This is a genomic window from Streptomyces violaceorubidus, from assembly GCF_000717995.1.
GTDB lineage: Bacteria > Actinomycetota > Actinomycetes > Streptomycetales > Streptomycetaceae > Streptomyces > Streptomyces violaceorubidus.
The window spans coordinates 60,342-82,629 of record NZ_JODM01000002.1 but is presented as its reverse complement, the minus strand read 5'-3'; the positions used below and the strand labels follow the sequence as shown (position 1 = coordinate 82,629).

19 protein-coding genes are annotated in these 22,288 nt (G+C 72.8%); 12 read left to right on the top strand and 7 right to left on the bottom strand.

All coding sequences use genetic code 11. The features are described 5' to 3' along the window. Positions 1–116: 116 nt before the first annotated feature. Entirely contained in the window at positions 117–1,094 is a 978-nt protein-coding gene (locus tag IE94_RS0104310) for an Lrp/AsnC family transcriptional regulator (protein WP_245235172.1), read from the top strand. Here IE94_RS0104310 and IE94_RS0104305 read toward each other — a convergent pair. Beyond that, entirely contained in the window at positions 1,069–1,953 is an 885-nt protein-coding gene (locus IE94_RS0104305; RefSeq protein ID WP_030178311.1) for a LysR substrate-binding domain-containing protein, read from the bottom strand. The two genes, IE94_RS0104310 and IE94_RS0104305, sit on opposite strands and share 26 nt — an antisense overlap. A gap of 152 nt (positions 1,954–2,105) precedes the next feature. On the opposite strand from IE94_RS0104305, the gene IE94_RS0104300 reads away from it, so the two are divergent. Next, positions 2,106–3,143: a bile acid:sodium symporter family protein gene (locus IE94_RS0104300; RefSeq protein ID WP_063829702.1), complete on the top strand. Its 1,038-nt coding sequence runs from the start codon at positions 2,106–2,108 to the stop codon at positions 3,141–3,143. Positions 3,144–3,170: 27 nt separating this feature from the next. Here IE94_RS0104300 and IE94_RS0104295 read toward each other — a convergent pair whose 3' ends face one another. Further along, positions 3,171–5,048, bottom strand: coding sequence for an exo-alpha-sialidase (locus tag IE94_RS0104295; RefSeq protein WP_030178306.1), 1,878 nt, complete (start codon positions 5,046–5,048; stop codon positions 3,171–3,173). 71 nt (positions 5,049–5,119) lie between these two features. On the opposite strand from IE94_RS0104295, the gene IE94_RS35205 reads away from it, so the two are divergent. After that, positions 5,120–5,347 (top strand): hypothetical protein, encoded by a 228-nt coding sequence (locus tag IE94_RS35205; protein WP_051777256.1) that lies wholly within the window; start codon positions 5,120–5,122, stop codon positions 5,345–5,347. Between the two features lie 133 nt (positions 5,348–5,480). On the opposite strand, the gene fdhD is transcribed toward IE94_RS35205, so the two are convergent. The 5 genes from fdhD to IE94_RS0104265 are packed head-to-tail and all read right to left on the bottom strand — an operon-like array spanning position 5,481 to position 12,048. Beyond that, positions 5,481–6,332 (bottom strand): formate dehydrogenase accessory sulfurtransferase FdhD, encoded by an 852-nt coding sequence (gene fdhD, locus IE94_RS0104285; RefSeq protein ID WP_030178303.1) that lies wholly within the window; start codon positions 6,330–6,332, stop codon positions 5,481–5,483. A 32-nt stretch (positions 6,333–6,364) separates the two neighbouring features. Continuing rightward, positions 6,365–7,225 carry a 2Fe-2S iron-sulfur cluster-binding protein gene (locus IE94_RS0104280; RefSeq protein WP_030178300.1) on the bottom strand — a complete coding sequence of 287 codons (861 nt, stop codon included), beginning with the start codon at positions 7,223–7,225 and terminating at the stop codon, positions 6,365–6,367. Continuing rightward, complete coding sequence (locus tag IE94_RS0104275; RefSeq protein WP_030178296.1) at positions 7,222–9,171, bottom strand: NAD(P)H-dependent oxidoreductase subunit E; 1,950 nt, start codon at positions 9,169–9,171, stop codon at positions 7,222–7,224. The genes IE94_RS0104280 and IE94_RS0104275 overlap by 4 nt, the downstream gene beginning before the upstream one ends. Next, a complete protein-coding gene (locus IE94_RS0104270) occupies positions 9,152–11,080 on the bottom strand; it encodes a molybdopterin oxidoreductase family protein (RefSeq protein WP_030178293.1) in 1,929 nt (642 codons plus the stop codon). Before IE94_RS0104270 ends, IE94_RS0104275 begins: the two co-directional genes overlap by 20 nt. Beyond that, on the bottom strand, positions 11,077–12,048 hold the full coding sequence (locus IE94_RS0104265) for a 2-dehydropantoate 2-reductase (RefSeq protein WP_030178290.1): 972 nt from the start codon (positions 12,046–12,048) through the stop codon (positions 11,077–11,079). Before IE94_RS0104265 ends, IE94_RS0104270 begins: the two co-directional genes overlap by 4 nt. A 220-nt stretch (positions 12,049–12,268) precedes the next feature. Here IE94_RS0104265 and IE94_RS0104260 point away from each other — a divergent pair, with 220 nt between their 5' ends. From IE94_RS0104260 to IE94_RS0104220, 9 genes are all read left to right on the top strand, one after another. Beyond that, a complete protein-coding gene (locus IE94_RS0104260) occupies positions 12,269–13,615 on the top strand; it encodes an OFA family MFS transporter (RefSeq protein WP_030178288.1) in 1,347 nt (448 codons plus the stop codon). Next, positions 13,584–13,736 carry an MFS transporter small subunit gene (locus tag IE94_RS40280; protein WP_167343939.1) on the top strand — a complete coding sequence of 51 codons (153 nt, stop codon included), beginning with the start codon at positions 13,584–13,586 and terminating at the stop codon, positions 13,734–13,736. The genes IE94_RS0104260 and IE94_RS40280 overlap by 32 nt, the downstream gene beginning before the upstream one ends. 157 nt (positions 13,737–13,893) lie before the next feature. Continuing rightward, positions 13,894–14,844, top strand: coding sequence for a beta-ketoacyl-ACP synthase III (locus IE94_RS0104250; RefSeq protein WP_030178284.1), 951 nt, complete (start codon positions 13,894–13,896; stop codon positions 14,842–14,844). Positions 14,845–14,972: 128 nt separating this feature from the next. After that, positions 14,973–15,650 carry a GntR family transcriptional regulator gene (locus IE94_RS0104245; protein WP_030178283.1) on the top strand — a complete coding sequence of 226 codons (678 nt, stop codon included), beginning with the start codon at positions 14,973–14,975 and terminating at the stop codon, positions 15,648–15,650. 263 nt (positions 15,651–15,913) lie between these two features. Continuing rightward, entirely contained in the window at positions 15,914–17,095 is a 1,182-nt protein-coding gene (locus IE94_RS0104240; RefSeq protein ID WP_030178281.1) for an ROK family transcriptional regulator, read from the top strand. 204 nt (positions 17,096–17,299) lie between these two features. Then, positions 17,300–18,817 (top strand): sugar ABC transporter ATP-binding protein, encoded by a 1,518-nt coding sequence (locus IE94_RS0104235; RefSeq protein ID WP_030178274.1) that lies wholly within the window; start codon positions 17,300–17,302, stop codon positions 18,815–18,817. Continuing rightward, positions 18,814–19,833: an ABC transporter permease gene (locus IE94_RS0104230; RefSeq protein ID WP_030178272.1), complete on the top strand. Its 1,020-nt coding sequence runs from the start codon at positions 18,814–18,816 to the stop codon at positions 19,831–19,833. Before IE94_RS0104235 ends, IE94_RS0104230 begins: the two co-directional genes overlap by 4 nt. Before the next feature lie 17 nt (positions 19,834–19,850). Continuing rightward, the gene (locus IE94_RS0104225) at positions 19,851–20,897 is read left to right on the top strand and encodes a substrate-binding domain-containing protein (RefSeq protein ID WP_030178269.1); all 1,047 of its coding nucleotides are present in this window, start codon (positions 19,851–19,853) and stop codon (positions 20,895–20,897) included. Positions 20,898–20,986: 89 nt separating this feature from the next. Then, the gene (locus IE94_RS0104220; RefSeq protein WP_030178267.1) at positions 20,987–22,279 is read left to right on the top strand and encodes a Gfo/Idh/MocA family protein; all 1,293 of its coding nucleotides are present in this window, start codon (positions 20,987–20,989) and stop codon (positions 22,277–22,279) included. Positions 22,280–22,288 lie beyond the last annotated feature (9 nt).

Genomic DNA, 22,288 nt, shown 5'->3' with positions numbered 1-22,288 from the left:
TCTTCTTCCTGTGTGCTACGAGTGCGTGTGTCTCCGTACGATGACTCGACACCGGCAGATTGGCCCCGTCAACGGCGCTCGCGTGACGGAATCCGATGGGAGAGCCTGCGTTGCGGATGGAATCCGACAGCTTCGACGAACTCGACCTGCGCGTGCTGGACGCGCTGGAGGTGAACGGCCGCGCCTCCTTCAGCCGCATCGGGGCGGTACTCGGCGTCTCCGACCAGACCGTCGCCCGCCGCTACCGCAGGCTGTGCGCCGAGGGCGGGCTGCGGGTGGTCGCCGTCCGGGACGCCGAGCGGCTCGGCCAGGACCACTGGACGCTGCGGCTGCGCTGCGTCCCCGACAGCGCACCGGCCATCGCCGACGCCCTCGCCAAGCGGCCCGACACCAGCTGGATCGGGCTGGCCGCGGGCGGCACGGAGATCATCTTCGGCACCCGGCCGCGCAGTCCCGGCGACCGGGACGACCTGCTCCTCGGCAAGCTGCCGCGCACCCCGCGCGTCCTGGAGATCCACGCCCACCAGATCCTGCACCGCTTCTACGGCGGACCCAGGGGCTGGCTCCGCAAGTTCCGCGTCCTCGACGACGACCAGGTCGCGGCGCTGCGGCCGGAGACCTCGCCGCGCCCCGCGGGTCCGGCCCGCATCGAACCCGAGGACGAGCCGCTGCTCGACGTCCTGGAGCGCGACGGGCGCGCCGGACACCCCGAACTCCAGCGCGCCACCGGCCGCTCCGAGTCCGCGGTCAAGCGCCGGCTGGCCGCGCTGCTCGGCTCCGGCGCCGTGTACATCGACGTGGAGTACCACTCGGAGATCCTCGGCTATCCGACCGCCGCCGTGCTGTGGCTCACCACCAGCCCGGCCGCGCTGCACCGGGTCGGCGAGGCCCTCGCCGCTCACGAGGAGATCGCCCACGCCGCCGCCACCGCGGGCCCGTCCAACATCGTCGCCACCGCGGTCGTGCGCGACACCGCCGAGCTCTACGCCTACCTCAGCGGCCCGCTCGGCCGCCTGGAGGGCGTCCAGCACGTGGAGGCCTCGCCCTTCCTGCGCCGGGTCAAGCAGCTCACCTATCCGAGTCCCGTGCGCTGAGGCGGTGCAGCCGGTCGCCGCCCGCCAGGACCGCCGCCGCCAGCGCGTCCGCGGCGCCCTGGGCCGAGGGGCGGCGACGACCGTGCACCAGCACGAAGTCGACTCGGCCCAGCTCGGGCAGTCCGGCCCGGTCCGGCACCCGCACCAGCCCGGGCGGGACGAGGCCGCGGGAGTGCGCCATCACCCCCAGGCCCGCCCGGGCGGCGGCGATCAGGCCGTTCAGGCTCCCGCTGGTGCACGCGACGTGCCAGGCCCGGCCCTGGCGTTGCAGGGCGTCCAGAGCCAGTGCGCGGGTGATGCCCGGCGGCGGGTAGACGATGAGCGGCACCGGCCGGTCCGGTTCCAGGCGCAGCCGCGGCGCGCCGATCCACACCAGCCGGTCGCTCCACACCGGCTCGCCCCGCGGGTCCTCGGGCCGCCGCTTGGCCAGCACCAGATCCAGCTTCCCGGCCGCCAGCTGCTCGTGCAGCGTCCCCGACAGCTCCACGGTCAGCTCCAGGTCCACCTCGGGGTGGTCGTGCCGGAAGCCCTCCAAGATCTCCGGCAGCCGGGTGAGCACGAAGTCCTCGGACGCGCCGAACCGCAGGCGTCCGCGCAGCCGGGTGCCCGTGAAGAAGGCCGTCGCCTGCTCGTGCACCTCCAGGATCCGGCGCGCGAACCCGAGCATCGCCTCCCCGTCCTCCGTCAGCTCCACGGAGTGCGTGTCCCGGCTGAACAGCTGCCGTCCGGTGGCGTCCTCCAGGCGCCGCACGTGCTGGCTCACCGTCGACTGACGCAGCCCGAGCCGCCGGGCGGCCTGCGTGAAGCTCAGCGTCTGGGCCACCGACAGGAAGGTACGCAGGTGGGAGGGGTCGTACATGTCCGCCAGACTAGCGCGGTCATCGGTGATCGTGATGACAGTCAGAGCGGTATACCGGATTCCCGATCGCCGGGTGGGGGAGCAGGATGGAGCGGGGACCCGTGACCCCGCCGAACGAGCAGAACGAGTGAGCAGCGAGCAAGTGGAGCACCGTGAAACGCCTGCGTTGGCCGCGTTGGATGCCGATCGACCCGTACATCCTGCTGCTGCTCGGCACGGTGGGCCTCGCGGCGCTGCTGCCGGCCCGCGGCACCGGCGCGGACGTCGCCTCCGGCGCCTCGACCGGCGCGATCGCGTTCCTCTTCTTCCTCTACGGCGCCCGCCTGTCCACCCGTGAGGCGATGGACGGCGTACGGCACTGGCGCCTCCACGTCACCGTGCTGGCCTGCACCTTCGTGGTCTTCCCGCTGCTCGGACTCGCGTCGCGCGGACTGGTCCCGGTCTTCCTGACCGACCCCCTCTACCAGGGCCTGCTCTTCCTCACCCTGGTCCCGTCGACCGTCCAGTCCTCGATCGCCTTCACCTCCATCGCCCGCGGCAACGTGCCCGCCGCCATCTGCGCCGGGTCCTTCTCCTCTCTGGTCGGCATCGTCGTCACACCGCTGCTGGCCGCCGCCCTGCTGGGCGGCAGCGGCGGCGGGTTCTCCGCCGACTCGGTGGTGGAGATCGTGCTGCAACTGCTGGTGCCCTTCGTGGCCGGGCAACTGCTGCGCCGGTGGATCGGGGGCTTCGTCGCCCGGCACAAGAAGGTGCTCGGGCTCGTCGACCGCGGCTCGATCCTCCTGGTCGTCTACACGGCGTTCAGCGAGGGCATGGTCCGGGGCATCTGGCACCAGGTGAGCCCGGTGCGGCTGGCCGGGCTGCTGGCCGTCCAGGCGGTACTGCTGGCCGTGATGCTGTTCCTGACCTGGTACGGGGCGAAGGGCCTCGGCTTCGGGCGGGCGGACCGGATCGCGATCCAGTTCGCCGGGTCCAAGAAGTCGCTCGCCGCCGGACTGCCCATGGCGAGCGTCCTGTTCGGCGCCCAGGCGTCCCTGGCGGTCCTGCCGCTGATGCTCTTCCACCAGATGCAGCTGATGGTGTGCGCGGTGATCGCCAAGCGGCGCTCGCGCGACCCGGAGGCGCTCGCGCACGAGGAGGAGGCCGCCCCGGCACGCACCGCGATCGGCGCCGGCGGCCGCTTGGGCTGAGGCCCCGGGGCACCCGCGCGGCGACGGTCAGCCGCCCGTGCCCGCCGAGTCCACCCGGTCCAGGGGCAGGTGCAGGACGGTGTCGCCGGTGGCGGCGGGCGGATCGTCCGCGGCGATCTCCGCGTCCGTCAGGGCCCGGTTCCACACGTGTACGTCGTCGACGGCGCCGGTGAAGCGGGCCCGGCCGTCCATCCGCTCGCCGACGTGCACCCCGAAGGGCGAGTTCCGGCTGACCGAACCCGGCACGTCCGCCGCGTCCGCCCTCGCCGTGCCGTCCACGAACAGCGTGAGCCGGCCCCCGCCGCGGCGCAGCGACAGACGGTGCCACCGCCCGTCGTTGAGGGCCCCGTCGGTGCGCACCCACGCCGCTCGCGGGGCCGCCGCGCCGTCCCGCGCGGTGATCAGGCCCTGCACCCGCCCGTTGCCCGGCTCGGCGCGCAGCCACACCTGGGGCTGCGTCGTGCCGATGCCGCCCATCCACAGCAGCGGCTGCTCCCCGTCGGCCGCCGAGTACCGGAACCTCAGCGACGCCGTGAAGTCCCCCTCCCCGAGCGCCTGCCGCCCGTCGAAGGGCAGTCGTACGGCGTCGTCGGCGCCGTCGAACGCGAGCGCGCCGCCCACCGCGCCGTCCGTCGTCCCGGCGCCGCCGAGCACGACCCCGGGCAGCGCACCGGACGCCAGGTCGGAAGTGGTCGGGCCGGCGGGCCGGCGCGGCCCGAGCCAGTCCTCGGTGAAGCGGGCGAAGCGGATCTCGTCGCGGGCGTCGGACGTCCCGCCCTCGTACAGCAGGCCGACGGTGTCGTCGTCGGCGGCCACCAGGTCCGAGTAGCCCGACCAGTCCCGGGTGACGAGCGTGCCGCGGTCCACGCCGTCCCAGGTCGCGCCGCCGTCCCAGGACGAGCGGACCGTCATGCTCCGGCGGCGGTCGGGGTCGGCCGGTACGGACAGCAGGGTGCGCTCGCCCAGGCGCAGTACCGCGCCCTGCACCTGCGGGGCGTAGAGGTCGGGCAGGGCCTGGAAGGGCGCGGCGAAGGTGTCGCCGCCGTCGCGGCTGAGGGCCTGGGTGCGGTGGCCGAGGTCGGTGCCGTTCTCCTCACGGCCACTGACCAGGAGCGCGCCGTCGGCGCGCTCCGTGAGGGTCAGTTCGGAGGGCTTCTGGCGGAAGGTGCCGTCGGCGGCGACGGGCCAGGTGTCGGTGGCGCCGGTCCGCCAGTGCTCGCCGCCGTCGTCGCTGACCACGAGGGCGGCGTGGTGGGCGGTGACTTGTTCGCCGTCCCAGGTCTCGGCGTTGACGCCGACGACGAGCCGGCCGGGGTGGGCGCCGCCGGTGAGCTGGACGCCGTGCACGGGGCCGGTGGCGTACCAGGAGTTCCAGTCGGGCGGCAGGATCTCGGCACTCAGGTCGCGGGGCACCGACCAGGTGCGGCCGTCGTCGTCGCTGTGCTGGAGGTGCGGGGTGCGGGCACAGGGCACCGCGCAGTTGGCGGCGTCGGTGCGCCCCGCGTTGTACGTCTCCAGCAGGAGGACGCGGCCGGTGGCACGGTCGACGACCGGGGCCGGGTTGCCGTGGGTGTCGCCGCCGCCGTCGTTGACGACCTGGAGCGGGCCCCAGGTCCGTCCGCCGTCGGTGGAGCGCTTGAGGACGACGTCGATGTCGCCGGCGTCCCCGCAGTCGAGGACGCGGCCCTCGGCGAAGGCGAGCAGGGTGCCGTTCGTGGTGCGCACGATCGCCGGGATGCGGAAGCAGGCGTATCCGCCGGGGTCGCGGGCCGCGTCGAAGAGCACCTGCTCCTCGAACGCGGGTGCGCGGTCGACGGGTCGCGCGTGCGCCGGGGGAGGGGACAGGGCCAGCGCGCACGAGGCGGCCAGGGCGAGCCGGAGGGGGCGGGGAGGTCGTGGCGGCATGGCGCGGTCTGCCCTTCGGGCGGCTGGTGGGAGGGGGTCCTTCGTCCGGACATGAGTACAAGAGGCGTCCCGTGTCCGCGGGGACCGCGCCGGTTCCCGCGTGTCGGGGCGGGAGCGGGTCGGGCTCTGTCAGGGGTCGCGGCCGCCGCGAGCGGGAGGAGGGCGGCCGGGTCCCGGCGCGCTGCGAGGCGGCGGCGTGCGCGGCCGACGACGAACTGCTCGCCCCGCTCACCGAGGACGAGCGGGCGCGGCTGACGGACCTGGTCCGGCGGATCGCCGGTACGGAGGCCGAGGTCTGACGCGGACGTGCGCCCCGGACGTGAGCCCCGGACGCCGGCGCGGACGGCCGGCGCGGTTGAGGCGGGGCCCCCGGGGCGCAGGGGGCGCTCCTCGCCGGCAGGGGCCCCGCCGCCGTGACGCGGGGAAGGGAGGTCAGCCCTGGGCGGCCGCGGCCCGCAGGGCGACCCGGTCCTCTCCCGCGTACACGTTCATGGAGCTGCCGCGCAGGAAGCCCACCAGGGTCAGTCCGGTCTCGGCGGCCAGGTCCACGGCCAGCGAGGACGGCGCCGACACCGCGGCCAGCACCGGGATGCCCGCCATCACGGCCTTCTGCGCCAGCTCGAACGAGGCCCGGCCCGACACCAGCAGCACGGACCGCGACAGCGGCAGGTCCCCGTTCTGCACGGCACGCCCGACCAGCTTGTCGACCGCGTTGTGCCGGCCCACGTCCTCCCGTACGTCCACCAGTTCGCCGTCCTCGGTGAACAGCGCCGCCGCGTGCAGCCCGCCGGTCCGGTCGAAGACCCGCTGGGACGCGCGCAGCCGGTCGGGCAGGTCCGCCAGCAGTTCCGGGGTGACGCGGACCGGGGGAGTGTCGGCGATGGGCCAGCGGGCCGTCGTACGCACCGCGTCCAGGCTCGCCTTGCCGCACAGCCCGCAGGACGAGGTGGTGTAGACGTTCCGCTCCAGGGTGATGTCCGGGACGCGCACGCCGGGGGCCGTCCGTACGTCGACGACGTTGTAGGTGTTGGAGCCTCCCCCACCGGTGGCGCCCGCGCAGTACACGATGTTCTGGAGGTCGGACCGTTCGGCGAGCACCCCCTCGCTGACCAGGAAACCCGCCGCCAGCGCGAAGTCGTCGCCCGGGGTGCGCATGGTGATGGCGAGGGGCTTGCCGTTGAGCCGGATCTCCAGGGGTTCCTCGGCGACGAGCGTGTCCGGGCGGGTGGAGACCGCCCCGTCCCTGATGCGGATGACCTTGCGTCGTTCCGTGACGCGTCCCATGTTCGTGCCCCTTGCGCCGGTCGGTGTGCCGGTCAGTCCCGGTTCTGTACGTGCTGGTAGCCGAAGCGGCCCTTGATGCACAGGTTGCCGTGGGTCACCGGGTTGTCGTGCGGAGAGGTGACCTTCACGATCTCATTGTCCTGCACGTGCAGCGTGAGATTGCAGCCCACACCGCAGTACGCGCACACGGTCGTCGTCTCGGTCTGCCGCTCCTCGTCCCAGGTGCCCGCCGCCCGCATGTCGAACTCGGACTTGAAGGACAGGGCTCCGGTGGGGCACACCTCGATGCAGTTGCCGCAGTACACGCACGCCGAGTCGGTCAGCGGGCCGTCGTGCTCGACCGAGATCCGGGCGTCGAAGCCGCGGCCGGAGACGGAGATGGCGAAGCTGTTCTGCCACTGGTCGCCGCAGGCGTCCACGCACTTGTAGCAGAGGATGCATTTGCCGTAGTCGCGGACGTAGAGGTCGTTGTCGACGCGCGGTTCCTCGTCGACGCGGGCCGCGTTCGGGCCGAAGCGGTCGGGCTTCGCCTCGTACTCCTTGATCCACTGCGCGACCGAGGGGGTCGTGGAGAGGTCGACCGAGGAGGCGAGCAGTTCGAGCACCACCTTGCGGCTGTGCCGGGCGCGCTCGGTGTCCGTGCGCACCACCATGCCGGGCTCCGCCTTGCGCGAGCAGGCCGGCGCGAGGGTCCTGGCGCCCTCCACGTCCACCACGCAGACCCGGCAGGCGTTCTTCGGGGTGAGCGTGTCGCCCTCGCACAGCGTCGGCACGTCCTTCCCGGCGGCCCGGCAGGCGTCGAGGATCGTCGACCCCTCCGGGACCCTGGCCTCCTGCCCGTCGAGGGTGAACTCCACCAGGCGGCGCGGCACTCCGAGCGGTATCGCGGTCATTCGTACGCCCCCAGACGGTCGATGGCGGATTCCACGGCGTTCCACGCGGTCTGCCCCAGACCGCAGATCGAGGCGTCCCGCATCGCGCGGCCGACCTCGCGCAGGAGGGTGATGTCCACGGCGGCGTCGGCACCCGTTCGGTCGACGATCCGGTGCAGCGCCTCCTCCTGGCGCACGGTGCCGACCCGGCACGGCACGCACTGACCGCACGACTCGTCGCGGAAGAACTCGGCGATCCGCAGCAGGAGGCGGGGGAGCGGGACGGTGTCGTCGAAGGCCATGACGACGCCGGAGCCCAGGGTCGTGCCCGCCTCGCGGGTGCCTTCGAAGGTGAGCGGGATGTCCAGTTCGTCGGGGCGGACGAAGCCGCCGGCGGCACCGCCGAGCAGGACCGCGCGGAGGCCCTCGCGGACCCCGGCGAGGGTGAGCAGCTCGCCGAGCGTGGCGCCGAAGGGGAGTTCGTAGACGCCGGGGCGGGCCACGCTGCCCGAGACGCAGAACAGCTTCGGGCCGGTGGACGTGCCCGTGCCGATCGCCGCGTACGCCGGAGCACCCAGGGTGAGGATCGGCAGCACGTTGACCAGGGTCTCGACGTTGTTCTCCACGGTGGGCTTGCCGAACAGGCCCTTCTCCACCGGGAACGGCGGCTTGGAGCGCGGCTCGCCCCGGTAGCCCTCGATGGAGTTGAACAGGGCCGTCTCCTCGCCGCAGATGTACGCGCCCGCGCCCCGCCGGATCTCGATGTCGAAGGCGTAGCCCTGCCCGAGGACGTCGTCGCCGAGCAGGCCGCGGGTGCGGGCCTGCGTGATCGCGTGGGTGAGACGGGCGAGGGCGCGCGGGTACTCGCCGCGGAGGTAGAGATAGCCCTTGTGCGCGCCGGTGGCGTACCCGGCGATCGTCATCGCCTCGACCAGTGCGTACGGGTCGCCCTCCATGAGGACGCGGTCCTTGAAGGTGCCCGGCTCCGATTCGTCGGCGTTGCAGACGAGGTAGTGGGGGTGGTCGGGCTGGGCGGCCGTGGCCTGCCACTTGCGTCCGGTGGGGAAGGCGGCGCCGCCGCGGCCGAGCAGGCCGGAGTCGGTGACCTCGCGGATGACACCGGCGGGGCCGAGGGCGAAGGCGCGGCGCAGGGCGGTGTAGCCGCCGTGGGCGCGGTAGTCGTCGAGGGAGGCGGGGTCGACCGTGCCGATGCGGTGGAGGAGGGTGAGCGTGGGGGTGCCGGCCTGGGGGACGGCGGCCTCCGGGGTGGGTTCGGCGGGGGCCGATTCGGGGGTGGTAGCCGCGGCGACGGCGGTGGCCGGGGTCGCGGGGGCGCAGACGGCCGTCGTGTGGAGGGTGTTTCGCCCCCGCCGCCCCTCTCCGTTCCCGACCCCGGGGGCCGCGCCCCCGGACCCCCTGTCGGCCTGGACGGCCTCGTCCTCGAACTCCCCCAGAGGGGGTGCCCCCAGACGGGCTGAAGCAACCCCGGCGCGTACGGTCAGTGTCGCCGGGGCTCGTTCGCACAGGCCCAAACAGGGGCTGCGTTCGACGTGGACGCCACTCTCCGGGCCCAGGCGGGACTCGATGTCCGCGCACAGGGCGGGGGCCCCCGCCGCCGTGCACGCCAGGTCCGCGCAGACGTGCAGGACGGTCGCCGGGCGGGGACGGACCGAGAACATGGCGTAGAAGGTGGCCACCCCGTACGCCTCCGCCGGGGGGACGGTCAGGCGGCGGCACACGTAGTCCAGGGCGCCCTCGCTGATCCAGCCGACGCGGTCGTTGAGGGCGTGCAGGGCGGGCAGGAGCTGGTCGCGGCGGTCCCGGGCCTCCCGGCCGCCGCGAGCCCATCTGAGGTCCGCGTCGGAGCGGTCCGCGCCCTCCCAGGAGGACTCGGGCGGGCCGAGCAGGGCGTCGACGGCCGCGCGTTCCTCGTCCGTGGGTTTGCTGTCACCGAAGCGCAGGTCCACTGGCGCTCACCTTCTCGATCCGGATCGCCGAGGCCTTGAACTCCGCCGTCCCGGCGATCGGGCAGTTGGCCTCGATGGTCAGCTGGTTGGTGTCCACCTCGTCGGGAAAGTGGAAGCTCATGAAGGCCAGCCCGGGGCGCAGGGCCGTGTCGACCCAGACGGGCGCGAGGAGCGAACCGCGCCGGGAGGTGACCCGGACCTCCTCGCCGACCACGACCCCGTAGCGTTCGGCGTCCTCCGGGCAGAGCTCGACGGACTCGCCGCGGCGCAGGGGAGAGGCGTAACCGCCGCTCTGCACCCCGGTGTTGTAGGAGTCGAGACGGCGTCCCGTGGTCAGGCGGATCGGATACTGCTCGTCGGTGAGGTCCACGGGCGGGTCGTGCCGGACGATGCCGAAGGGGGCGCGGCGGCCGCGGTCGGCCGGGTCCGGCGCCCACAGCCTGCCGTGCAGATAGGTCGGTTCCAGCTCCTCGGTGCTCGGGCACGGCCACTGGATGCCCTGGAGCTCCTCCAGGCGGGCGTACGTCATCCCGTGGTGGTCCGGGGACAGGGAGCGCAGCTCGTTCCAGACCGCCTCCGCGTCGGCGTACTTCCAGTCGTGTCCGAGGCGGGCGGCGAGGTCGCAGAGGATGTCGATGTCCTCACGGGCCTGCCCCGGCGGGCTGACCGCCCTGCGGACGCGTTGGACGCGTCGCTCGCTGTTGGTGGTGGTGCCCTCGGTCTCCGCCCAGCCGGCCGTCGCCGGGAGGACCACGTCGGCCAGTTCCGCGGTCTTCGTGAGGAAGATGTCCTGGACCACCAGGAAGTCCAGGGCGCGCAGGCGGCGTATCGCCTGTTCGGCGTCCGCCTCCGACTGGGCCGGGTTCTCGCCGATGCAGTAGACGGCGCGGAGCGTGCCCTCGTCCATGGCCTCGAACATCTCGGTCAGGGTGAGGCCGTGGCGCGGCTCGACCACCGTGTCCCACGCCGTCTCGAACTTCCGGCGGACCTCCGGGTCGAGCACGTCCTGGAAGCCGGGGAGCCGGTTGGGGATGGCGCCCATGTCGCCGCCGCCCTGCACGTTGTTCTGGCCGCGCAGGGGCTGGAGACCGGAGCCGTAGCGGCCGACGTGGCCGGTGAGCAGGGAGAGGTTGATCAGGGCGCGGACGTTGTCCGTCCCGTTGTGGTGCTCGGTGATGCCGAGGGTCCAGCACAGCTGGGCGCGTTCGGCGCGGGCGTAGGCGTGCGCCAGTTCGCGGATGGCGGCGGCCGGTACGCCCGTCACCTTCTCGGCCAGCGAGAGGGTCCAGGGTTCGACCAGGGCCTTGTAGTCCTCGTAGCCCGTCGTCGCGCGTTCGATGAAGGCCTCGTTGGCCAGGCCCGCGTGGATGATCTCGCGGCCGACCGCGTGCGCCAGCGGGATGTCCGTGCCGACGTTCGGCCCGAGCCAGCCCTCCGCCCACTCGGCGGTGGAGGTGCGGCGCGGGTCGACCGCGTACATGCGGGCGCCGCCCCGGATGCCCTTCAGCACGTGCTGGAAGAAGATCGGGTGCGCGAAGCGGGCGTTGGAGCCCCACATCACGATGACGTCGGTGTGCTCGACCTCCTCGTAGGAGGAGGTGCCGCCGCCCGAGCCGAAGGCGGCCGACAGGCCCGCCACGCTCGGCGCGTGGCAGGTGCGGTTGCAGGAGTCGACGTTGTGGGTGCCCATGACCACGCGGGCGAACTTCTGCGCCACGTAGTTCATCTCGTTGGTCGCCCGTGCGCAGGAGAACATCCCGAACGCGCCGCGCGCCGCCCCCAGGCCCCGGGCCGTGCGGTCCAGGGCCTCCTCCCAGGTGGCCCGGCGCAGGGGCTCCTCGCGCGAGTCCCGGACCAGGGGGTGGGTGAGGCGGGTGTAGGTCTTGGGGGTTCGGTCGCGTTTCGTCATGCGGCGCTCCTCAGCGCGAGCAGGTCCGACAGGGCGTGCACGGTGCGCAGGGTGGGCACCGGGACCCCGGTGATCTCCGCCAGTTCGACGACGGCCGCGAGCAGGACGTCGAGTTCGAGCGGTTTGCCGCGCTCCAGGTCCTGGAGCGTGGAGGTGCGGTGGTCGCCGACCTTCTCGGCGCCCGCGAGCCGGCGCTCGATGGAGACGCCGACCTCGCAGCCCAAAGCCCGGGCGACCGCCAGCGTCTCGGTCATCATGGTCTCGATGACCTCCCGGGTGCCGCCGTGCCGGCACATCTGCCGCATGGTGGCCCGGACCAGGGCGCTGATCGGGTTGAAGGAGATGTTGCCCAGCAGCTTGAGCCAGATGTCGTTGCGCAGGTCCGGCTCGACCGGGCACTTCAGTCCGCCCGCCCGCATCGCCTCGCTGAGCGCCAGGCACCGCGGCGAGACCTCCCGGCCGGGCTCGCCGATCGAGAACCGGGTGCCTTCCACGTGCCGTACGACGCCCGGCTGTTCCAGTTCGGTGGCCGCGTACACGACGCAGCCGACGGCCCGTTCGGGCGCGAGCACCGCACTGACCGCGCCGGCCGGGTCCACGCTCTCCAGACGGCGGCCGTCCCAGGGGCCGCCGTGCCGGTGGAAGTACCACCAGGGAATGCCGTTCTGGGCGGCCACCACCGCTGTGGTGTCGTGCAGCAGCGGCTCGATCAGCGGCCCGCACGCCGCGTACGAGTTGGCCTTGAGCCCCAGGAACACGTAGTCGACCGGGCCGACTTCGGCCGGGTCGTCGGTGGCGCGCGGATGCGCGGTGAAGTCCCCGCGCGGGCTGCGCACCCGTACTCCGTACTGCCTCATGGCCGCCAGATGCGGTCCACGGGCGATGAGATGCACGTCGGCGCCCGCACGGTGGAGCGCGGCGCCGACGTAGGCGCCGATCGCCCCGGCGCCGAGGACTGCGACTTTCATGGCGGGGGAGCTCCGTTCGGTCGAGGGATACCGAGGAACCGGGAGGAAATCGGTCGAGAGGACTCAATGATGTCGACGAAATATTGTCTACAGTATGGAAGTTGGGGCGGCAAGGCTTTGCGCAGCAGCGGTGGTGGTCCGTAGTCGCGCGATCGGCTTCCGCAGTGGTGTGCTCAACGGTCTTCTCAAGCGCTTTCCGGATGCCTACGGTTGGGGACCCATGAGTCCCCCCGTCGCACCCCCGGGCTGGAGCCGCTGGCTCGTCCCCCCGGCCGCACTCTCGGTCCACCTCTCCATCGGGCAGGCCTACGCCTGGTCCGTGTTCAAACCGCCCCTGGAGTCCGCGCTCGGCCTCAGCGGCACGCAGAGCGCGCTGCCCTTCCAGCTCGGCATCGTCATGCTCGGCCTGTCGGCCGCCTTCGGCGGCACGCTCGTGGAACGGCACGGGCCGCGCTGGGCGATGACCGTCGCCCTGGTCTGCTTCTCCTCCGGTTTCCTGCTCTCCGCGCTCGGCGCCGCGGTGGAGCAGTACTGGCTGATCGTCCTCGGCTACGGCTTCGTCGGCGGGATCGGCCTCGGCATCGGGTACATCTCGCCCGTGTCCACGCTGATCAAGTGGTTCCCGGACCGGCCGGGCATGGCGACCGGCATCGCCATCATGGGCTTCGGCGGCGGCGCCCTCATCGCCTCGCCCTGGTCGGCGCAGATGCTGAAGTCCTTCGGCAGCGACAACTCCGGGATCGCTCTCGCCTTCCTCGTGCACGGACTGACGTACGCCGTCTTCATGCTGCTCGGCGTGCTGCTGGTGCGGGTGCCCCGGCCCCGGCAGCGGGCGGACGGCCGGTCCGCACCGCTCGAAGGGGTCCAGGTCTCGGCCCGTTCCGCCCTGCGCACCCCGCAGTTCTGGCTGCTGTGGATCGTGCTCTGCATGAACGTCACGGCCGGCATCGGCATCCTGGAGAAGGCCGCGCCGATGATCACGGACTTCTTCGCCGACACCTCCACCCCGGTGTCGGCGACCGCGGCGGCCGGGTTCGTGGCCCTGCTGTCGGCGGCCAACATGGCCGGCCGGATCGGCTGGTCCTCGACCTCCGACCTGATCGGACGCAAGAACATCTACCGCGTCTACCTCGGCGTCGGTGCGCTCATGTACACCCTGATCGCCCTGTTCGGCGACTCCTCCAAGCCGCTGTTCGTCCTGTGCGCCCTGGTCGTGCTCTCCTTCTACGGCGGCGGCTTCGCCACGGCTCCCGCCTACCTCAAGGACCTCTTCGGCACCTACCAGGTCGGCGCGATCCACGGGCGGCTGCTCACCGCCTGGTCGCTGGCCGGCGTCCTCGGGCCGCTGATCGTGAACTGGATCGCCGACCACCAGGAGGAGGCCGGGCGGCACGGCTCGGCCCTGTACGACACCTCCTTCCACATCATGATCGGGCTGCTGGTCGTCGGCTTCGCCGCCAACGAACTCGTCCGTCCCGTCCACGCCCGGCACCACGAGCCCGCGACCACCGTCCCCGCGCCGAAGGAGGGCAACGATGTCATCCGACAGCAGCCAGAGTCCGCCTGAGCCGGCCCAAGGGCCCGGCCGGCGGCCGCTGGTCGCCTTCACCTGGCTCTGGGTGGGCGCGCCGCTCGCCTACGGGCTGTACGAGCTCGTGCGGAAGGCGACCCAGCTCTTCACCGGGTGAGGGCGGGCCGGCGGGCGGACCGCAGGGGGCGGCGGAAGGTGCTGACCGAAGCCGACAAGCCGTGCGCCGGTTTCCTGTCGTATCACCTGCCGTCGTACCCGTCGGTCACTGATCACACTGGTGGATCCCGTACCCCGAGGCAGCGAGGACTCCACCCATGCACCACGGCTCCCGGATCACCGCCGTCGGCCACTACCAGCCCGCCCGGATCCTCACCAACGAGGACCTGGCGGGCATGGTCGACACCAGCGACGAGTGGATCACGAGCCGCGTGGGCATCCGTTCGCGCCGGATCGCCGGACCCGACGAGCCGGTCGACGAGCTGGCCGGCCACGCCGCCGCGAAGGCGCTCGCGGCGGCCGGGCTGACCCCCGCCGACGTGGACCTGGTGGTGGTCGCCACCTCCACCGCCATCGACCGCTCCCCGAACATGGCCGCCCGCGTCGCGGCCCGCCTCGGCATCCCCGGCCCCGCCGCGCTGGACCTCAACGTGGTGTGCGCCGGCTTCACCCACGCCCTGGCCACCGCCGACCACGCCGTCCGCGCCGGTTCCGCGAGCCGGGCGCTGGTCGTCGGCGCGGACAAGATGTCCGAGGTGGCCGACTGGACCGACCGCACCACCTGCGTGCTGGTCGGCGACGGGGCGGGGGCCGCCGTGGTCGAGGGCTGCGCGCCGGGCGAGGAGGCGGGGATCGGCCCGGTGCTGTGGGGGTCGGTGCCCGAGATGGGCAACGCCGTCCGCATCGAGGGGACGCCGCCGCGGTTCGCCCAGGAGGGGCAGAGCGTCTACCGCTGGGCGACCACCCGGCTGCCCGCCCTCGCCCGCCAGGCCTGCGAGCGCTCCGGCCTCACCCCGCCCGACCTCGCCGCGGTCGTCCTGCACCAGGCCAACCTGCGCATCATCGAACCCCTCGCCGCGAAGATCGGTGCCGTCAACGCCGTGGTCGCCCGCGACGTCGTCGAGTCCGGCAACACCTCGGCGGCCAGCATCCCGCTCGCGCTGTCCAAGCTGGTGGAGCGGGGCGAGATCACCACCGGCGACCCGGTGCTGCTCTTCGGCTTCGGCGGCAACCTCTCCTACGCCGGACAGGTCGTCCGCTGCCCCTGACGACCCCGGCCCCCTCGATGTGACGTGGCCTACACCCCGCTCGCACCAACGAGTGCGCCGTAGACTGTAGACGAAAGACAATCAATACTTTGCCTATTGATTGCGTTCGGGCCGTCGAGGGGGGACTGATGTTGTCCGCAGGACTGCCGCAGGGCGCGGTGCCCAGGCTCGAGAGGCCGGGCCCGCTGCGGGACCGTGTCTACGAGGCGCTGCTCGAACTCATCACCACCCGGGCCCTGCGGCCCGGCCAGCACCTCGTGGAGAGCGAACTCGCCGGTCACCTCGGGGTGTCGAGGCAGCCGGTGCGCGAGGCGCTGCAGCGGCTCAACACCGAGGGCTGGGTCGATCTGCGCCCCGCGCAGGGCGCCTTCGTGCACGAGCCGACCGAGGAGGAGGCGGACCAGCTCCTGACGGTGCGTACGCTCCTGGAGGCCGAGGCGGCGCGGCTCGCCGCGGCCAACGCCTCCACCGCCGGCATCGCCGCGCTGGAGGAGCTGTGCGAGGAGGGGGAGCGGGCCGTCGCCGCCGAGGACGTGGACGCCGCCGTCGCCTTCAACGCCGGCTTCCACCGCAAGGTGATGGAGCTGGCGGGCAACGCCGTTCTCGCCGAGCTCGCGGCGCAGGTCGACCGGCGGGTCCGCTGGTACTACACCCCGATCGCCCGACAGCGCGGACGCCAGTCCTGGATCGAGCACCGCAGGCTGATCGCCGCCATCACCGAGCGGGACGAGCAGACGGCGACCCGGCTGATGCGCGAGCACACGGAACACACCCGCCGTTCCTACCACGCGCGCGGAGAATCCTGAGGTCAGCGCACGTTCAGGAGGCGTTCACAGGCCGTCCGGCACCCTGGCCGGGCGGCCTCGTCGTGTCCGGTGCCGTCGGCCGCCGCCCCCCTCTTTGTCCACTCAGAGGAGAAAGTTCGCAGCAATTCATGCGTGACTTCTTCCCACACCCGGCGCCCGCTGCTACGTTCCCTCCGAAAGCACGCCACGGGAGCACGTCAGGAACGTGGCCGGAAACCGGCGGACCCAAGGCCGATCGAGGCGGGGAGGGGCTCGTGAGACGCATGACCGCACGACCCGCTAACGCCCACCAGGCGCGACTGCTCCGGCTGTTGCGCGACGGCGGGCCCAACTCCCGTGCCCAGCTGGGCGACCAGGTCGACCTCTCCAGGTCCAAGCTGGCCGTCGAGGTGGACCGGCTGCTGGAGACCGGTCTCGTCGTGGCCGACGGACTCGCCGCCTCACGCGGCGGACGCCGCAGCCACAACGTCCGCCTCAACCCCGAACTGCGCTTCCTCGGCGTCGACATCGGCGCGACCTCGGTCGACGTCGCCGTCACCAACGCCGAACTGGAGATCCTCGGGCACATCAACCAGCCCATGGACGTGCGCGAGGGCCCGGTCGCGGTCTTCGAGCAGGTGCTGTCCATGGCCGCCAAGCTGCGCGCCTCCGGGCTCGCGGAGGGCTTCGACGGCGCCGGCATCGGTGTCCCGGGGCCGGTCCGCTTCCCCGAGGGCGTGCCGGTGGCTCCGCCGATCATGCCGGGCTGGGACGGCTTCCCCGTACGGGAGGCACTCAGCCAGGAGCTCGGCTGCCCGGTCATGGTCGACAACGACGTGAACCTGATGGCGCTGGGCGAGCAGCACGCGGGCGTCGCCCGCACCCAGCACGACTTCCTCGTCGTCAAGATCGGCACCGGCATCGGCTGCGGCATCGTCGTCGGCGGAGAGGTCTACCGCGGGACCACGGGCAGCGCGGGCGACATCGGGCACATCCAGGCCGTGCCCGAGGGACGCCCGTGCGCCTGCGGCAACCGCGGCTGTCTGGAGGCCCACTTCAGCGGCGCGGCCCTGGCCCGCGACGCCACGGAGGCCGCCCAGCAGGGTCAGTCGGCCGAACTCGCGAACCGGCTGGCGGCGAACGGCGGCCTCAGCGCCGCCGACGTCGCCGCCGCGGCCGCCGCGGGCGACGCCACCGCACTGGACCTGATCAGGGAGGGCGGCCGCAGCACCGGCCAGGTCATCGCCGGCCTGGTCAGCTTCTTCAACCCGGGCCTGGTGGTGATCGGCGGCGGGGTGACCGGCCTCGGCCACAACCTGCTCGCCGCCATCCGCACCCAGGTCTACCGCCAGTCGCTGCCGCTGGCGACCGGCAACCTGCCCATCGTCCTCGGGGAGCTGGGACCCACCGCCGGAGTCATCGGCGCGGCCCGGCTGATCAGCGACCACCTGTTCTCACCCGCGTAGCACCGTTCGGTTCCCGAGCTCCATCCAGCACAGCGCTCCACCCGGCCCTGCCCTGCTCCGTACCGTCACGCCCTGCTCTGCTCCGTACCGTCACGCCCCGTACCGCCACGCCCTGCTCTGCTCCGTACCGCCACGCCCCGTTCCGCCACGCCCTGCTCTGCTCTGCCCTGACACCGGCCCGCACGCCCGCCGAGGGGACCTCACATGGCACCAGAACCACCGCTGCTCAGCATGTCCGGCATCACCAAGTCGTTCCCCGGAGTCCGGGCCCTCGACGGCGTCGACCTCGACGTCCAGGCCGGCGAGGTGCACTGCCTCCTCGGCCAGAACGGCGCCGGGAAATCCACCCTCATCAAGGTGCTGGCCGGCGCCCACCAGCCCGAAACCGGCACCATCCGCTGGCGCGGCGAGGAGGTCACCCTGCGCTCGCCCATCGCGGCCATGCGCCTGGGCATCGCCACCATCTACCAGGAACTCGACCTGGTGGAGCACCTGTCGGTCGCCGAGAACGTCCACCTCGGACACGAGCCGACCGCCGCCGGCTTCGTCGTCCGGGGCAGGGCGGCCAAGGCGTCGACGGCCGCGCTCCTCAAGCGGCTCGGGCACCCCGAGGTCGACCCGGGGCGGCTGGTCGGCGACCTGTCGGCGGCGCAGCAGCAGATCGTGTCCATGGCCCGGGCGCTCTCGCACGACGTACGGCTGATCGTGATGGACGAACCGTCCGCCGCGCTCGACCCGGACGAGGTCGACAACCTCTTCCGCATCGTCGCCGACCTCACCGCCGACGGAGTCGCCGTCGTCTACATCTCGCACCGCCTGGAGGAGATCCGCCGCATCGGCGACCGGGTCACCGTCCTCAAGGACGGCCGGGCGGTGGCCCGCGGCCTGCCCGCCGAGTCGACGCCCACCCGCGAGGTGGTGGCGCTGATGACCGGACGCAACGTCGAGTACGTCTTCCCCGAGCGGCCCAGCGCCCCGCCCGCGGGCGAACCCGTGCTGAGCGTGCGGGGACTGGCCCGCCAGGGCGAGTTCGCCCCGCTCGACCTGGAGGTGCGCCCCGGCGAGATCGTCGGCCTCGCCGGACTGGTCGGCTCCGGCCGCTCCGAGATCCTGGAGACCGTCTACGGCGCCCGGAAGGCGAACGCCGGCCAGGTCCTCGTCGACGGGCGCCCGCTCAGGCCGGGCAGCGTGCGCGCCGCGGTGCGCGCCGGGCTCGGGCTCGCCCCCGAGGAACGCAAGGCCCAGGCCCTGCTGATGCTGGAGTCCGTCACCCGCAACGTGTCGGTCTCCGCCATGTCCCGCTTCTCGCGCGGCGGCTGGATCGACCGCGGCGCCGAACTCGGCGCGGCCCGCAAGGCCACCCGCGAGCTGTCGCTGCGGCCCGACAACCCGTCCGTGCCCGTGCGCACCCTGTCCGGCGGCAACCAGCAGAAGGCGGTACTCGCCCGCTGGCTGCTGCGCGGCTGCCGGGTCCTGCTGCTCGACGAACCCACCCGCGGCGTCGACGTCGGCGCCCGCGCCGAGCTCTACGCGGTCATCCGGCGCCTGGCCGACGAGGGCCTCGCCGTCCTGCTGGTCTCCAGCGAGGTGCCCGAGGTACTGGGTCTCGCCGACCGCGTACTGGTACTGCGCGAGGGCCGCGTCGTGCACGAGGCCCCCGCCCGCGAACTCGACGAACACCGCGTACTCGACCTCGTGATGGAAGGAAGTCCGGCGTCATGACGCAGCACGTGTCCCCGCCGCGGGACGGCACCGGCAAGGCGGCACCCGTGGACGGTCCGCCCGCCTGGCGGGTCCGGTTGGGCCGCGCCGACGTCCGCACCCTCACCCTGCTCGGCGTGCTCGCCGTACTGGTCCTGATCGGCGGCATCACCCAGCCCGACTCGTTCCTCGACACCCGCAACCTCCAGCTGGTGCTCACCCAGGCGTCCGTGATCGGCGTCGTCACCGTAGGCATGACCTTCGTCATCGTCTCCGGCGGCATCGACCTGTCGGTCGGCGCCATCGTCGCCCTGGCCTCGGTGTGGGCCACCACGGTCGCCACCCAGGAGTACGGGTTCTTCGGCATCCTCTTCACCGCCGTCGTGGTGGGAGTCGGCTGCGGACTGGTCAACGGGGTGCTCATCGCCTTCGGCCAGATGGTCCCCTTCATCGCCACCCTCGCCATGCTGGCCTCGGCCCGCGGCCTCGCGCTCCAGATCACCGACGGCCGCACCCAGGTCGTCACGGTCTCCAGCGTTCTGGACCTCGGCGAGCGCGACGCCTACATCCTCGGCATCCCGCCGCTGGTCCTGGTCTTCGCGGCCGTCACCGTCATCGGCTGGCTGGTGCTCAACCGGACCACCTTCGGACGGCGCACCGTCGCCGTCGGCGGCAACGCGGAGGCCGCCCGTCTCGCCGGCATCGACGTCCGCCGCCAGCGGCTCTACCTCTACCTGCTGTCCGGGCTGTGCTGCGGCATCGCGGCCTTCCTGCTGATCGTCCTGGCCGGCTCCGGCCAGAACACCAACGGCAACCTCTACGAACTCGACGCCATCGCCGCCGCGATCATCGGCGGCACCCTGCTGACCGGCGGCCGGGGCCACATCCTCGGCTCCGTGCTGGGCGTCCTGATCTTCACCACGATCACCAACATCTTCGCCCTGAACAACCTGCAGACCGACGTGCAGCAGATCGCCAAGGGCGCGATCATCGTCGCCGCCGTGCTGGTCCAGCGCCGTACCGCAAGCACGCACTGAGGAAAGGGTTCACCGTCATGACGAAGCTCACGAGTCGCAGAGGGCTGCTCTTCGGAGCCGCCGCCGTGTCCGCCGGTGCCGTCCTCACGGGGTGCACCAGCAACGACCCCGACGACGGCGAGGACAAGGCCGCCGCGGACACCCAGCCGGCCGCCGACGACAAGCCCGGCAAGCCGATCACCATCGGCTACGCGGGACCGCAGGCCGACCACGGCTGGCTCAACGCCATCAACGACAACGCCAAGAAGCGCGCGGAGAAGTACTCGGAAGTCACCCTGGAGGTCACCGAGGGCTCCAACGACACCGCGCAGCAGATCGGGCAGATCGAGACCCTCATCAACAAGAAGGTCGACGTCCTGGTGGTGCTGCCCGCCGACGGCAAGGCGCTCACCCAGGTCGGCCTCAAGGCGATGCGGGCCGGCATCCCGGTCATCAACCTGGACCGCATCTTCAACAGCCCCCAGGCCTACCGCTGCTGGGTCGGCGGCGACAACTACGGCATGGGCCTCAACGCCGCCCACTACATCGGCGAGAAGCTCAAGGACAAGCCGAACGCCCGGGTCATAGAACTGGCCGGCATCGACAACCTGGAACTGACCCAGCAGCGCACCCAGGGCTTCGACGACGGACTGAAGAACTACCCGAACATCAAGAAGGTGGCCCGCCAGGCCGCCGAGTTCACCGTCGAGTCCGGCCAGGCCAAGATGGCCCAGCTGCTCCAGGCCCAGTCGGACTTCGACGCCCTGTGGAACCACGACGACGACCAGGGCGTGGGCGCCCTGCGCGCCATCGAGCAGGCCGGACGCGACGACTTCCTGATGGTCGGCGGCGCGGGCGCGCTCTCCGCCTTCGAGGCCATCAAGGCCGACCGCGGCGTGCTGAAGGCGACGGTGCTCTACCCGCCCACCATGGCGGCCTCCGCGATCGACCTGGCCCGCGCGCTGGGCCAGGGCAAGGGCGTCAGCGGCCTCGCCGAGTTCGAGATCCCCTCCACCGTCACCTGCTACTCGGCCGTCGTCGACAAGGACAACGTCGACCAGTACATGTCCACCGGCTTCAAGTGACGGGCGCCGCCCCGGCGGCGGCCCGACCAGCCGGTCCGCCGGGGCGGGGCCCACCCCCACCGCGCCACCACGACGAGGAGGACATCCGCATGGGACAGCCGCAGCAGCCCGAGGGGGCCGGCGCCGAAGAGGCAGCCGCCGGGACCGACAGCGGGACCGATACCGGGACCGACGCCGGGGCCGGGGCGGCGACGGGGGCGTCCGCGACCAGACCGCCCCTGCGCGTCGGCATGGTCGGCTACGCCTTCATGGGTGCCGCCCACTCCCAGGGCTGGCGCACCGCCGGCCGGGTCTTCGACCTGCCGCTGAACCCGGTGCAGGCCGCGATCTGCGGACGGGACGCCGACGCCGTCCGCCTGGCGGCCGACCGGCACGGCTGGGCGAGCACCGAGACCGACTGGCGGACCCTGGTCGAACGGGACGACATCGACCTCGTCGACATCTGCACCCCCGGCGACAGCCACGCCGAGATCGCGCTGGCCGCGCTCGCCGCCGGGAAACACGTCCTGTGCGAGAAGCCGCTCGCCAACACCGTCGAGGAGGCGCAGGCGATGACCCGCGCCGCCGACGAGGCCAGGATGCGCGGGCAGCTGGCGATGGTCGGCTTCAACTACCGCCGGGTGCCGGCCACCGCGCTGGCCCGGCGGATGGTCGCCGAGGGCCGCGTCGGCCGCCTGCGGCACCTGCGGGTGACCTACCTCCAGGACTGGCTGGTGGACCCGAGGGCCCCGCTCACCTGGCGGCTGCGCAAGGAACTGGCCGGGTCGGGGGCGCTCGGCGACCTCGGCGCCCACATCGTCGACCTCGCCCAGTACCTGTCGGGGGAGCGGATCGCGGGCGTCTCCGCCCTCACCGAGACCTTCGTACGGGAGCGCCCGCTGCCCGCCGGCGCCTCCCGGGGCCTGTCCGCGGGCTCGGCGGACGGGGTGACGGGGCAGGTCACCGTGGACGACGCCGCCGTGTTCACCGGCCGCCTCACCTCCGGCGCACTGGTCTCCTTCGAGGCCACCCGGTACGCCACCGGCCGCAAGAACGCCCTGCGCATCGAACTCAACGGCGAGCGCGGCTCGCTCGCCTTCGACCTGGAACGGCTCAACGAGCTGGAGTACCACGACGCCACCGAATCCGCGGAGCACGCGGGCTTCCGCCGGATCCTGGTCACCGAGCCCCAGCATCCCTACCTGGACGCCTGGTGGCCGCCGGGCCACGGACTCGGCTACGAGCACACCTTCGTGCACCAGGTGCGCGACCTCGTGCACGCCGTCGCCGAGGGCCGCGCGCCCGAACCCTCCTTCGCCGAAGGGCTGCAGGTGCAGCGCGTGCTCGCGGCCGTGGAGGAGAGCGCCGAGAAGAACTCCGTCTACACCCCGATCACCCCCTGAGGAGGCTGG